Source organism: Flavobacterium sp. UBA6135, from assembly GCF_002428305.1.
Classification (GTDB): domain Bacteria; phylum Bacteroidota; class Bacteroidia; order Flavobacteriales; family Flavobacteriaceae; genus Flavobacterium.
Window position 1 is genome coordinate 62,446 of record NZ_DIVJ01000049.1, and the last position, 14,208, is coordinate 76,653.

The window sequence follows — 14,208 nt, forward strand, 5'->3', positions numbered from 1 at the left end:
ACTACGTTTTTTTCTTATTGTTACTTTGCGTTACTTTGTGACAAACATTGTGAGACGCTGTGCAACACTTCCTAAAATCTTATTTCAAGTTTCTACTAAATTCCAAAAACGAACATGGCGTTCACTCCCCATTTGTGTTTGATTTGGTGACGAATTGCTTTTATGATGAAACGAATTACTATGAATATGAAAACATCATTGATTATAAAAAATCTTTGATAGAAGACAAAACTAAAATTAACGTAACTGATTTTGGGGCAGGTTCACGAATTTTCAAAACCAATCGAAGAGAAGTATCAAAAATTGCTAAAATTGCCGGTATTTCAACTTACAGGGCAAAACTACTATTTAGATTAATTAATTATTTTCAACCATCAACTTTTTTAGAACTTGGAACATCTCTGGGAATTGCCACATATGCTGCATCAATTGCTTTAAAAAACACAAAAATTATTTCGGTCGAAGGATGTAGGGAAACTTCACAATTCACAAGTAATAAATTTTTAAAATGTTTTAATTTAGAACAGTTAGAAAATATAGATTTTATTAATTCTGAATTTGAAATATTTCTCCATGATTTTGATAAATCGTCATTTTCGGATACCGATTGGAATATGGTTTATTTTGATGGAAATCACTCTAAAGTAGCAACTTTAAAATACTTTGATATTCTAATTGAAACAACTACAAATAAAACCATTTGGATTTTCGATGACATTCACTGGTCCAAAGACATGGAAGAAGCTTGGGAAATAATTAAACGTCATCCAAAAGTTACCGTTACAATTGATACCTTTCAATGGGGGATTGTATTTTTTAGAAAAGAACAAGTGAAAGAGCATTTCATCATCAACCCAAATAAAAACATCAGTTCTTATATTTTTGAACGAATTAGGATTTAATTTGTAACAAAGTCCGATTTTTTTCTACTTATAAGAAAATTATAATTTTTGAATTCAAATTTCTAAATTCTCAATAAAACATGGCAAATCCATTAATTAAAATAACCAATCTAAAACGAGACTTTGTTTTGGGAAGTGAAATCATTTATGTTTTAAAAGGCATTGATTTAGAAATTAATAAAGGGGAATATGTGGCGTTAATGGGTCCATCGGGATCAGGAAAGTCAACGTTAATGAATCTTTTAGGTTGTTTGGATACGCCAACCTCCGGGACCTATATTCTAAACGGAAAAGATGTGAGTCAAATGGATGATGATGAACTGGCAGATATCAGAAATACAGAAATAGGGTTTGTTTTTCAAACTTTTAATTTAATGCCCAGAACAACAGCATTAGACAATGTTGCCTTGCCAATGGTCTATGCAGGTTATTCTAAAACAGATCGAAACATTAGAGCCTCAGAAGTTTTAAAACAAGTTGGTCTTGATGATAGAATGGATCACAAACCCAACGAATTGTCAGGTGGTCAAAGACAACGTGTTGCTGTCGCAAGAGCGTTAGTCAACAAACCTTCTATTATTCTTGCTGATGAACCAACCGGTAATTTGGATAGCAAAACATCCGAAGAAATCATGAATTTATTTAATGAGATTCATGCTAACGGAAACACTGTCATTGTTGTAACGCACGAAGAAGACATTGCGGCTCATGCCCACAGAATTATTAGATTGCGTGATGGATTAGTTGAAAAAGATGAAAAAGTAAAATAATAAACTTCCATTTTTGTAACTTTGTTTACATCGTTACAATCCAATTATGAAAACCTTAATTATAGCAATAGTTGTACTTTTTGCAGCAGTAGTTCTTGTTTCAAGAATGGCGAATAAACAAAGAAACAATCGCCGAAATAGAAATTTCAAAACCAATTATTACTCCAAAAAGAAACAAAACTAAAAATGAAAATAGGCATTTTAACCTGTGCTCGTTTACCTGAACTTTTAGAATCAGATCAAAAATTAATTCCTTTATTTGCTCAATATTCCATACAAGCTCAAGCTGTTGTTTGGGATGATGAGTCAATTGATTGGACTCAATTTGATTTCCTCATTTTCAGAAATACGTGGGACTATTATCAAAAAGAAATTACTTTTAATTTATGGTTGGATAAAATCAAATCATTAGGAATTAAGACATTCAACCCGATCTCCGTCATTCAAAAAAACAAACATAAATTTTATTTAAAAGAATTAGAAAAAGAAGGAATTTCAATACTTCCTACGATTTTTTTAGAAAAAAATTCATCTCAAAATTTACGAAATTTAATTCCCGAGAATTGGGAGAAAATTGTAATTAAACCAGCGTTTTCAGCCGGAAGTTATTTGACCAAATTAATTGATCGAAGTGAATTAGAATCGATTCAAGAAGAATTCAACGAACATTTTGAAACCAAAGATTTTCTTTTGCAAGAATTTCGTCCGGAAATAAAAGATTTAGGCGAAACATCCTTTATCTTTTTTGATGGAAAATTTTCACATGCCGTGAACAAAAAACCAATCGAAAATGATTTTCGAGTTCAAATTCAATATGGCGGAAAATATACTTTAATTGAACCCAATCAAGATTTAGTACTTCAAGCCGAATTAGTTGTATCAAAAATTCCTGAAAAATTACTTTATGCTCGTGTTGATGGCATTGTTATCGAAAATAAACTTCACTTGATGGAAATCGAACTCATTGAACCCGATTTGTATTTCGACTTGTCTGATGGAGCGAGAGAGCGATTTGTAGAAGGTTTTTTAAAGGTGCTAAGAAACTAAGGTTCTAAGGCTCTGAGGTTATTCCTTACTATCTTAAAACTACGATTTAATTCAGCCCAATTAAAAAAACTTAGTACCTTAGCAACTCAGATACTCAGAACCTCAAAAAATGAAAATATACACCAAAACCGGCGACAGCGGAACCACTGCACTTTTTGGCGGAACACGTGTTCCCAAACACCACATACGTATTGAAAGCTACGGAACGGTGGACGAATTGAATTCACACATTGGATTGATTCGGGATCAAAACATCAATCAATTGTATAAAAACATTCTAATTGAAGTGCAAGACCGACTTTTTACCGTTGGAGCCATTTTAGCTACTCCTCCGGAAAAAGAAATTTTAAAAAATGGTCAACCGCGTTTAAACATCAATAGAATTTCTGAAGAAGACATTCAATTATTAGAAAATGAAATTGATTCGATGAACGATGCATTACCTCAAATGACGCATTTTGTGCTTCCCGGCGGACATACAACTGTGTCATATTGTCATATTGCAAGATGTGTTTGCCGAAGAGCAGAACGCCTATCGGTGCATCTTCACGAGTTAGAACCGACAGATGAGCAGGTTTTAAAATACTTAAACCGACTTTCTGACTACCTTTTTGTGTTGGCACGAAAGTTGTCATTTGACCTTCAAGCGGATGAAGTAAAATGGATTCCGAGAAAGTAGTTGGCAGTCATCAGTCATCAGTATAAACTGAACACTAAAAAACTGAATACTGAACACTATTTTAACCACGTTCTTACCTTTAAAAAAGTAAAAAAACACTTTTTGGTAAAATAAATCACTTTTTACTTGACTATTTCAGTAATAAATTTATTTTTGCATAAAATTAAACCGCTAGCAGATGTATTGGACATTAGAATTGGCATCGTATTTAAGTGATGCACCGTGGCCAGCCACTAAAGATGAATTGATTGATTATGCCATCCGAACCGGTGCTCCATTGGAGGTGGTTGAAAATCTTCAATCTATTGAAGACGAAGGTGAAGTGTATGAATCAATGGAAGAAATTTGGCCGGATTATCCAACTGACGAAGATTATCTTTGGAATGAGGATGAATATTAAAAAAATAAAAAACTAACCCGAAAAAGTCTCATTAGAGGCTTTTTTTTTGTATAAATTTGCATTCAATAATAAAAAAATATGAGTATTTTAAACAGTATACTTAAGGCTTTTGTGGGAGACAAATCAGAAAAAGATGTCAAAGCAATCCAGCCCTTACTTTCAAAAATTAAAACTTTTGAATCTAACCTAAGTTCTTTATCGCACGACGAATTGCGTGCGAAAACTAATTTCTTTAAAGAAAAAATCAAATCGTCCAGAGCCACTCAGGATGATAAAATTGCAGCTTTAAAGATTGAAGTTGAAGCCACTGCCGATTTTGACAAAAGAGAAGATCTTTATGTCTTGATTGACAGTTTAGAAAAAGAGGCTTATGAGAATTCTGAAAGAACTTTATTAGAAATTCTACCTGAAGCTTTTGCTGTTGTAAAAGAAACTGCAAAACGATTTAAAGACAACACACAAGTTGTTGTAAAAGCAACACCAAAAGACATTGAACTTTCTGCTACAAAATCCTATATTTCTATTGAGGGTGACAACGCTGTTTGGTTAAATTCATGGAACGCCGCAGGTAAAGAAATTACTTGGGACATGATTCACTATGATGTCCAGTTGATTGGTGGTGTGGTTTTACATCAAGGTAAAATTGCCGAGATGCAAACAGGTGAAGGAAAAACTTTAGTAGCCACGCTTCCACTCTATTTGAATGCTCTTACCGGAAACGGAGTTCACTTGGTTACTGTGAATGATTATTTAGCAAAACGTGATAGCACTTGGAAAGCTCCTATTTTTGAATTTCATGGCTTAACAGTTGATTGTATTGATAATCATCAACCAAACACTGAAGCACGAAGAAAAGCGTATGAAGCTGATATTACCTATGGAACCAACAACGAGTTTGGCTTTGATTATTTAAGGGATAATATGGCTCATTCTCCTGAAGATTTGGTACAACGCAAGCACAATTATGCCATTGTCGATGAGGTCGATTCGGTTTTAATTGATGATGCCAGAACGCCATTAATTATTTCGGGTCCGGTGCCTCAAGGAGACAGACATGAATTTAATGAATTGAAACCAAAAGTTGACAACTTAGTAACACTTCAACGAAATTTAGCTACCGGATTTTTAACTGAAGCCAAAAAACTCATTAAAGAAGGCAACACAAAAGAGGGCGGATTTAGTTTATTAAGAGCTTATCGTGCACTTCCAAAAAATAAAGCACTAATCAAATTTTTAAGTGAAGAAGGAATTAAACAATTACTTCAAAAAACTGAAAATTTTTATATGCAAGATAACAATCGCGAAATGCCAAAAGTTGATGAAGCTTTGTATTTTGTGATTGAAGAAAAAAACAACCAAGTTGAATTAACCGATAACGGTATTAAATTCCTATCAAAAGATACAGACGAAAGTTTCTTTGTACTTCCTGACATTGGTACTGAAATTGCACGTATCGAAAAAATGAAGTTGGAAAAAGATGCTGAAGCTGAAGAAAAAGAAAAACTTTTTCAAGACTTTGGAATCAAATCTGAACGCATTCACACACTAACACAATTATTGAAAGCATATACCCTTTTTGAAAAAGATGTGGAATATGTAATCATGGATAATAAAATCATGATTGTTGATGAACAAACCGGACGTATCATGGACGGTCGTCGTTATTCTGACGGTTTACATCAAGCAATTGAAGCCAAAGAAAATGTAAAAATTGAAGCAGCAACACAAACATTTGCTACGGTTACGCTTCAAAATTATTTCCGTATGTATAGCAAACTTGCCGGTATGACCGGTACTGCTGTAACTGAAGCGGGAGAGCTTTGGCAAATTTACAAATTGGATGTGGTAGAAATTCCAACCAACCGTCCGATGGCAAGAAAAGATCAAGAAGATTTGATTTATAAAACCACTCGTGAAAAATTCAATGCTGTAATTGAAGATGTAACAAAATTATCTCAGGCCGGAAGACCTGTGTTAATTGGAACAACTTCAGTTGAAATTTCAGAATTGTTGAGTAGAATGTTGAAAATGCGTAACATTCCACACAATGTCTTGAATGCTAAAATGCATAAAAAAGAAGCTGAGATTGTAGCCGAGGCAGGAAATCCAGGAGTTGTAACTATTGCAACCAACATGGCAGGTCGTGGAACCGATATTAAATTATCTGCTGAAGTAAAAGCTGCAGGCGGTTTAGCCATTATCGGAACAGAACGTCATGATTCCAGACGTGTAGACAGACAGTTACGTGGTCGTGCCGGTCGTCAAGGAGATCCGGGAAGTTCACAGTTTTATGTTTCGTTAGAAGATAATTTAATGCGTTTGTTTGGTTCAGAACGCGTTGCAAAAGTTATGGATAGAATGGGCTTGAAAGAAGGTGAAGTAATTCAACATTCAATGATGACCAAGTCTATTGAAAGAGCTCAGAAAAAAGTAGAAGAAAACAATTTTGGTGTTCGTAAACGTTTATTAGAATATGATGACGTTATGAATGCTCAAAGAGAAGTAGTCTACAAAAGAAGAAGACACGCTCTTCACGGGGAACGTTTGAAAGTAGATATTGCAAACATGCTTTATGATACTTGCGAAAATATTATTACTGCAAATAAATTATCAAACGATTTCAAGAATTTTGAATTTGAATTAATACGCTATTTTTCAATCACTTCTCCTGTTACAGAAAGTGAATTCAATAAATTAACTGAAATCGAATTAACCGGAAAAGTTTATAAAGCGGCATTAAATTATTATCAAGAGAAAAACGGTCGTGATGCCAGAGAAGCTTATCCGATTATTAAAAATGTTTTTGAAAATCCAAACAACCAATACGAAAGAATTGTTGTTCCGTTTACTGATGGTAGCAAAACTTTGAACGTTGTTACCGATTTGAAAAAAGCATATGAATCAGAAGGTCGTCAATTGGTTACTGATTTTGAAAAAAACATCACTTTAGCCATTGTTGACGAAGCTTGGAAAAAGCATCTTCGCAAAATGGATGAATTGAAGCAATCGGTTCAATTAGCGGTTCACGAACAAAAAGATCCATTACTAATTTATAAGTTTGAAGCATTCAATTTATTCAAAGCCATGCTAGATAATGTGAATAAAGAAGTTATTTCATTCTTATTTAAAGGCGATTTACCAAATCAAAACGCAAATATTAGTGAAGCTAGGGAAGTTCGTCAAAAAGAAAACTATAAAACATCTAAAGACGAAATACCAAACAGTGACACATTAGCAGCTCAAAATCGTGAAGCAGGACAAACACAACGTCAACATGTAACTGAGACTATAGTTAGAGATGCTCCAAAGATTAATAGAAACGATACTGTTACTATAAAACATGTAATGAGTGGAAAAACTGAAACCATGAAATTTAAAAAAGCTGAAAGCATGATTGCCGGCGGCGAATGGGTTTTGGTTCACTAGACTAAAGTAATTCAAAAAAGTAATCCTCAATTGTTTTTCAATTGGGGATTTTTTTTGTGCATCTTGTAATAATCATGTAATTATAAAATAAAGTTATGTAACACTTTCAATGTCGAATTTTTTCACCTTTACATCATCCAAATTTTATAAAATTTATCCTTAAAATCGAAACTGTAAATAAGATAGTATAAAAAGAATTCAACTATGAGGAATGACATTGCAAATGCATCGATTACTAAAACTAAAAGCCGAATTATCGCTTTAAGTGAAAAATCTATTGCTAAAAAGGAAGAAGCTTTTTCCTTTTTTTCTAAAATATCCGATGTTACCCTTTTTTTGATTTTAGTTTTCAAGGAAACCTTTTCGCGTGATTTTGAATTCAAAGAGTTTATAAAACAATGTTATCAAATAGGTTATAAAACGCTCCCACTTATTTCAATTACAGGAACAATTATGGGTTTGGTACTTACTATCCAATCACGACCTGTTCTATTAAAATTTGGAGCAGAAACCATGTTGCCAAGTATGGTTGCTCTTTCTATTATTCGTGAAATGGGTCCCGTTATTACGGCTTTGATTTGTGCCGGAAAAATTGGTTCAGGTATTGGAGCGGAATTAGGCTCCATGAAAGTAACTGAACAAATTGATGCCATGGAAGTTTCTTCTACCAATCCCGTTCGATTTCTTATAGTAACTCGAGTTTTAGCAGCAACATTGATGATTCCGTTGTTGGTTTTATATGCAGATGCTTTAGGAATTTTGGGAAGTTGGCTTGGTGCAAATATCAAAGGTGATGTTTCATTTGTTTTGTTTTTTTCACAAGCTTTTAGACATGTTGAATTCATCGATTTATTTCCAGCCATAATCAAAACTTTCTTTTTTGGAGCAGCTATTGGTTTGGTGGGTTGTTATAAAGGATTTAATGCAGGAAGAGGTACAGAAAGTGTTGGAAAAGCAGCAAATTCTGCTGTTGTTTTAGCCTCTTTATTAGTAATCATAATTGATATGATTGCTGTTCAAATTACTGATATGATTATATGAAGACCGAAAATACAAATAGAAAAAAAGTGGTTGAAATCTCAAATCTCAAAAAATCATTTGGTGCCGATTTGATTTTGAAAGACGTTTCATTGTCATTATTTGAAGGTGAAAATTTAGTTGTTCTCGGTAAATCAGGAACAGGAAAATCCGTTTTAATAAAGTGTCTCGTCGGATTATTACCAACTGATAGTGGTTCAATAACCGTGTTTGATGAAAATATGACTTCTGCTTCGGGTGAAAAACTAGCTTTGATTAGAGAAAAAATGGGCTTTCTGTTTCAAGGAGGAGCTTTATATGATTCGATGACAGTTAAAGAAAACATCGAATTTCCATTACGCAGAATAAAAAAAGAGTTAACCGAAAGTCAAATAGAAGAAAAAGTAAAAGAAGTGCTTGAAAATGTTGGTCTGGCCGATTCAATCAACAAAATGCCTTCTGAACTTTCGGGTGGAATGAGAAAAAGAATCAGTCTTGCAAGAACTTTAGTTATTGATCCAAAAATTATGTTGTATGATGAACCTACAACCGGACTTGATCCTGTTACATCAAACGAAATTAGTGAGTTGATTGTAGAGGTTCAAAAAAAATATAAAACAGCATCGATAATTATTACTCACGACATTAAATGTGCTCAAAAAACAGCCAACCGAATCATAATGTTAGACGATGGTTTGGTTTTTAAAGAAGGTACATTAAACGATTTTGAAGCATCTAACGAACAATTAATCCAATCATTTTTTAATTAAAATAATATGAAAGAGCATTCACAAAATTTCAAAATACGATTAGGCCTTTTTATAGCGATTGGCATCTTCCTCTTTGTTGTAGCCATATTTTTAATTGGTAAACAAAAAAACTTATTTAATCCGGTTTATTCACTAACTACCACTTTTTATAATGTAAGTGGGTTGCAGGTTGGGAACAAAGTCCGTTTTTCAGGAATTAATGTTGGAACTGTAGATGCGGTAACAATTATTAATGACTCAACCGTAAGTGTAACAATGTTTATTAAAAAAGATGTTCAAAAATTCATTAAAACAAATAGTGAAGTAAGCATAGGTTCTGAAGGATTAATTGGTGACAAACTACTTCAAATATCTCAAGGAACCAGTAATGCAAACTTTGCAAAAGATGGTGCCGCACTAGTTTCTAATGAGCCAATTGAACTTGATGAAATAGTTGCGAGTTTAAAAGTTACTGCCGAAAATGCCGAGATAATTTCAGACGAATTAGCCGAGATAATGATTGCAATTAACAGTGGTGAAGGAACATTAGGAAGATTGATTAATGACCCAAAAATTGCAGAAAATTTAAGCCAAACTATGTCAAACCTAGAAAGTAGCTCAAAAGGTTTAGATGAAAACATGGAAGCTGCCAAAGAAAATTTTTTACTGAGAGGATTTTTTAAACGAAAAGAAAGAGCCACTCTAAAAGCTAAAAAAGCTGCGGAAGAAAAAAAGGAAAAAGAAAGAAAAATTGAAGAAGAAAAAAAGAAAGCAGCATTAAATAAAAATTAACTCTTCTTTTCGTAAAGATGCTTATTTTTGACAAAATACTTTGCCATGAAATTAATTATTACTTTTCTTTTAATATCAACCCTTTCATTTGCTCAATCTGTTGAAGCCTTAAAAAGCGAAAGCAAAAAAATGTATGATGCTTCATACAACATGGATTTTGAAAAAGTTTTAGACTACACCTATCCAAAAATATTTGATATTGTTTCTAAAGACGTTTTATTACAAGGCATGGACCAAGCATTTCAAAATGATGTCCTACGAATCAGGTTGGTTTTTCCTGAACCAAAATTTTCATATTCTGAATTAAAAAAAATTGAAGATAGAACTTTTTGTGTCATTAGATACAATAGTGCTATGCGAATCATCTTTGAAGAGCCATTATCCGCAGAACAAATCACTGAAATGACTAATTCGTTTAATGAAAATATGAAAAATAAGAAAGTTACTTTTGAAAAATCAAGAAACGGATTTTATGTTGAAGGAGAAGAAATCATGATTGCAGTTGCAGATGAATTGACAAATAGCGAATGGAAATTCATCAACTATGACAGTAATCAAAGTAGAATTTTTCAAATGATTTTTAATGAATCCATAAAAAAAGAACTCGGATTGAATTAAAACATCATACCTTTACTGAATAGATTATAAAAACAAATCTCATGGCTAAAGGTAAAGACGTTCGGAAAACAGTTAAAAAAGAACCTCTTAAAACTCCAAAAGAAAAAAAAGAGGAGAAAAGAGAAAAGAAAAATAAACGGGATTAACCCGGTAAAATCTTGCCCGGATTTAATATCCCATTTGGATCAAAAACAAATTTTATTCGTTCCATTAATTCCAAATGAGTTTTGCTAAAAGCAATACTCATATAATCTTTTTGCACATATCCAATGCCATGTTCTCCTGAAAGTGTGCCTTTTAATAAAACCGTTAATTCAAAAATTTCTTTAATTCCTTTTGGAACTTCTGTTTGCCAATTTTCATCTGACATATTTCCTTTTATAATATTCACATGCAAATTTCCATCGCCAGCATGACCATAACAAACGGATTTAAAACCATACTTTTTTCCGATGGATTTAATTCCATCTAATAATTTTGGTAATTCATAACGCGGCACAACCGTATCCTCTTCCTTATAAATTGAATTGGATTTGACCGCTTCTGCAATACTTCGCCGCATTTTCCACAAGGCATTTTTTTCATCTTCGGTATCTGCAAAAAGAATGTCATCAATTTGAAATTGTTCCACCACTGTCATTATTTTTTCGGCTTCAGCCAACAAAATTTCAGGATAATTTCCATCTACTTCAATGAGTAAATGAGCTTGAATTTCATTTTTCACTTGCACATTCAATCCATCAATGTATTCTACTGCCCAATCAATGGCATCGCGTTCCATAAACTCTAATGCACTGGGTACAATTCCTGCTCTAAAAATGGCAGAAACCGCTTCACAAGCCTCATTAGCTTTGTAAAACGGAACTAACATCAATACGTTATGCGTGTTTTTGGAAAGTAACTTCAAAACAATTTTAGTGACAATTCCCAGCGTTCCTTCGCTCCCAACCATCAATTGAGTCAGGTTGTATCCTGTTGAATTTTTTAATGTATTGGCTCCGGTCCAAATAATATCTCCGGTTGGCAAAACCACTTCTAAATTCAAAACATAATCTTTGGTAACACCATATTTTACAGCTCTCGCTCCACCGGAATTTTCGGCAACATTTCCGCCAATGAAACAACTTCCCATACTACTTGGATCAACCGGATAGAAAAGTCCTTTTTCAGAAACAGCTTCGCGTAACACTTGTGTAATCACACCAGGCTCGGTAATCACTTGCAAATTTTGTTCATCAATGGATAAAATTTTATTAAATCGTTCCATCGATAGTCCGATTCCACCTTGAACAGATAATGCTCCGCCACTCAACCCTGTTCTACCACCAATGGGAACTACAGGAATTTTATATTGATTGGCGATTTTTAAAATCTCAGAAATTTCAGTTGCGTTTGAAGGTTTCACCACAACATTTGGCGGAAAAACATAATCTTCCGTTTCATCATGACCATAGTGATTTCGTGTTTCTACATCAGTAAAAACAAACGATTGACCGACAATAATTTCTAATTTTTTGAGAATATCCTGTGTAAGTTGCATGCTGTAAATTTAACTCAATAAAGGTAAAAAAATTATATCATTGTTAATACCCAATACCAAAAAGCTAGCGTTAAAAAAGATAACGGAATACCAACGCCAACCATCATACTACTTAATTTGGGTTTTAACCCATATGTTGAAGCCAAAATTGACCCGGTTATCATCGGTGCCATGGCAGATTGCATGATGGAAACATCAATTTGAACGCCATCTGCACCTAAAATTATTTTATATAAAAGCAAGAAAAAAGCAGGCATTAAGAACAATTTAAAAAATAATCCTAGAGTTAAAAAATTCCAGTGTTGACTGTTTTTATCAATTTTTAATTGCAATCCAACTGCAACTAAAGCAATAGCGGTTACTGTACTTCCTAATTTTAGAAAAACAGTTTGCATTAATTCGGGGAAATCGGTTTGAAATAGATTTAAAAAACAAGCAATTAAAAAGGATATGAAAGGTGGAAATAATAGAATTTTTGAAACTATTGATTTTGTATTTGTTTCTCCTTTTGAAAAATAAACAGCAGCCGCTACAGCCAAAGTGGCCGTTACCACAAATGACCCCGGTTGATCCACAAAAATGGCAGTTTGTAATCCTTCTTTACCATATAATGCTTCCGATACAGGATAACCAATAAAAGCAGTATTTGATAATCCGCCTGTAATGACAAGACAACCCGTTAATTTTTTTGACCATCCTAGCCATTTTTGTAAAATTGAAAAAAACAAAAAAGACAATGCAAATCCGAGCCAAGCTATTCCTAACGGAAATAATAATTTTGAAGAAATTTCAATTTTTGGAATGTAATACAACGCCAATGAAGGCAAAGAAATATAAATTACGAAATGGTTTAAAGCAATGTGACCGTTTATTGGAAAAGATTTGATATATCGCAAACCAACTCCTAAAGCCAAACAAAGAAAAAGCAAGATTATATTTTCCATAATTGAAATTGGAATGTAAAAATACCATTATAAAATTGTTCTTTCAATTTTTGGTACTTTTTTTAATCACTTGAATCTCTTGTTGATTTTACTTACTTTTACTACTTGAAATTAATTTTGTGAAAAAAACAAATCCAAATAAATCCGCTTTAAGTGAAAAAGAAGGTGTTCCTCAACCGGAATTCATCAGTGATTTGGTTGTGAAAAACATTAAGCAATTTCGAAAAATTCAACCGTCTTCTGATGAATTGATTGATGGAATTTTAAAAGGCAACATTTCCGACTTAAGTCGTGCCATTACTTTAGTAGAAAGTACAAATCCCAATCATTTAAACAAAGCAAATGAAATTATTGCCGCTTGTTTACCCCATTCAAATGAATCTATTAGAATAGGAATAACAGGCGTTCCGGGAGTTGGTAAAAGTACATTTATTGAAGCTTTTGGAAAACACTTGACTTCATTAGGCAAAAAAGTAGCTGTTTTGGCTGTTGATCCAAGCAGCACCATTTCTCACGGTAGTATTCTTGGAGATAAAACCCGAATGGAAGAATTAGTTAAAGATAAAAATGCCTACATCAGACCTTCTGCATCGGGTGAAACTTTAGGTGGTGTTGCCAGAAAAACACGTGAAACTATCATTCTTTGTGAAGCCGCCGGATTTGATACCATCATTATTGAAACCGTTGGTGTGGGTCAAAGTGAAACGGCCGTTCACAGTATGGTTGATTTCTTTTTGTTATTAAAAATTTCAGGTGCCGGCGATGAATTGCAAGGAATCAAACGAGGAATCATGGAAATGGCCGATGCCATCGTAATCAATAAAGCTGATGGCGATAACATCAAAAGAGCAAAACTAGCCAAAACAGAATTCAATCGAGCATTACACTTATTTCCGGCAAAAAAATCAGGTTGGATGCCTACAGTTTCTACTTGTAGTGCCATTACCAAAGAAGGAATTGATGCCGTTTGGAAAACCATATCTAATTATTTAGAATTGACACAATCCAATACTTATTTTCAAGATAAAAGAAAAGAGCAAAATCAATATTGGATGATGGAAACCATTAATGAACAATTGAAGAATCATTTTTACAATCATCCTGAAATTATTCATTTATTGGATAAAAAGAAAAAATCGGTTCAAAATAATGAAATTTCACCTTTTGCAGCAGCTTTAGAATTGCTTTCTACTTACTACAAATAATTTTTTTATACCCTATCTAATTCATTTTTGATTAAATATCAATTATTATATCCAAAAAGGTATAAAATATTGGTAAAATTTAAAAATATACCTTTTATGGTGTGATTTTTCAATATTTT

General features: G+C 33.2%; 13 protein-coding genes. 11 read left to right on the forward strand and 2 right to left on the reverse strand.

What is annotated here, in order from left to right:
- The first annotated feature begins 59 nt into the window (after window positions 1-59).
- The 10 genes from B3L86_RS12620 (at window position 60) to B3L86_RS12665 (ending at window position 10,400) form a co-directional block, all read left to right on the forward strand.
- On the forward strand, window positions 60-902 hold the full coding sequence (locus tag B3L86_RS12620; RefSeq protein ID WP_291119793.1) for a class I SAM-dependent methyltransferase: 843 nt from the start codon (window positions 60-62) through the stop codon (window positions 900-902).
- Window positions 903-982: 80 nt separating this feature from the next.
- Complete coding sequence (locus B3L86_RS12625) at window positions 983-1,672, forward strand: ABC transporter ATP-binding protein (RefSeq protein ID WP_291119796.1); 690 nt, start codon at window positions 983-985, stop codon at window positions 1,670-1,672.
- Between the two features lie 186 nt (window positions 1,673-1,858).
- On the forward strand, window positions 1,859-2,719 hold the full coding sequence (locus B3L86_RS12630) for an ATP-grasp domain-containing protein (protein WP_291119799.1): 861 nt from the start codon (window positions 1,859-1,861) through the stop codon (window positions 2,717-2,719).
- A gap of 109 nt (window positions 2,720-2,828) precedes the next feature.
- Window positions 2,829-3,398, forward strand: coding sequence for a cob(I)yrinic acid a,c-diamide adenosyltransferase (locus B3L86_RS12635; RefSeq protein WP_291119801.1), 570 nt, complete (start codon window positions 2,829-2,831; stop codon window positions 3,396-3,398).
- 178 nt (window positions 3,399-3,576) lie between these two features.
- Window positions 3,577-3,798: a DUF2795 domain-containing protein gene (locus tag B3L86_RS12640; protein WP_188361882.1), complete on the forward strand. Its 222-nt coding sequence runs from the start codon at window positions 3,577-3,579 to the stop codon at window positions 3,796-3,798.
- A gap of 78 nt (window positions 3,799-3,876) precedes the next feature.
- On the forward strand, window positions 3,877-7,224 hold the full coding sequence (secA, locus tag B3L86_RS12645) for a preprotein translocase subunit SecA (RefSeq protein WP_291119805.1): 3,348 nt from the start codon (window positions 3,877-3,879) through the stop codon (window positions 7,222-7,224).
- A gap of 204 nt (window positions 7,225-7,428) precedes the next feature.
- Window positions 7,429-8,265 (forward strand): MlaE family ABC transporter permease, encoded by an 837-nt coding sequence (locus tag B3L86_RS12650; RefSeq protein ID WP_291119807.1) that lies wholly within the window; start codon window positions 7,429-7,431, stop codon window positions 8,263-8,265.
- On the forward strand, window positions 8,262-9,011 hold the full coding sequence (locus tag B3L86_RS12655; RefSeq protein ID WP_291119811.1) for an ABC transporter ATP-binding protein: 750 nt from the start codon (window positions 8,262-8,264) through the stop codon (window positions 9,009-9,011). Before B3L86_RS12650 ends, B3L86_RS12655 begins: the two co-directional genes overlap by 4 nt.
- Window positions 9,012-9,017: 6 nt before the next feature.
- Complete coding sequence (locus B3L86_RS12660) at window positions 9,018-9,782, forward strand: MlaD family protein (RefSeq protein ID WP_291119814.1); 765 nt, start codon at window positions 9,018-9,020, stop codon at window positions 9,780-9,782.
- Between the two features lie 45 nt (window positions 9,783-9,827).
- Window positions 9,828-10,400 carry a hypothetical protein gene (locus tag B3L86_RS12665; RefSeq protein ID WP_291119816.1) on the forward strand — a complete coding sequence of 191 codons (573 nt, stop codon included), beginning with the start codon at window positions 9,828-9,830 and terminating at the stop codon, window positions 10,398-10,400.
- Between the two features lie 142 nt (window positions 10,401-10,542).
- Here the strand turns inward: B3L86_RS12665 and B3L86_RS12670 are convergent, their stop codons facing one another.
- Together B3L86_RS12670 and B3L86_RS12675 are read right to left on the reverse strand one after the other, a co-directional pair.
- Window positions 10,543-11,940: an FAD-binding oxidoreductase gene (locus tag B3L86_RS12670; RefSeq protein ID WP_291119820.1), complete on the reverse strand. Its 1,398-nt coding sequence runs from the start codon at window positions 11,938-11,940 to the stop codon at window positions 10,543-10,545.
- A 32-nt stretch (window positions 11,941-11,972) separates the two neighbouring features.
- The gene (locus tag B3L86_RS12675; RefSeq protein ID WP_291119823.1) at window positions 11,973-12,884 is read right to left on the reverse strand and encodes an AEC family transporter; all 912 of its coding nucleotides are present in this window, start codon (window positions 12,882-12,884) and stop codon (window positions 11,973-11,975) included.
- A 119-nt stretch (window positions 12,885-13,003) separates the two neighbouring features.
- Here B3L86_RS12675 and meaB point away from each other — a divergent pair, with 119 nt between their 5' ends.
- Complete coding sequence (gene meaB, locus B3L86_RS12680) at window positions 13,004-14,089, forward strand: methylmalonyl Co-A mutase-associated GTPase MeaB (protein WP_291119825.1); 1,086 nt, start codon at window positions 13,004-13,006, stop codon at window positions 14,087-14,089.
- The last annotated feature ends 119 nt before the right edge of the window (window positions 14,090-14,208 follow it).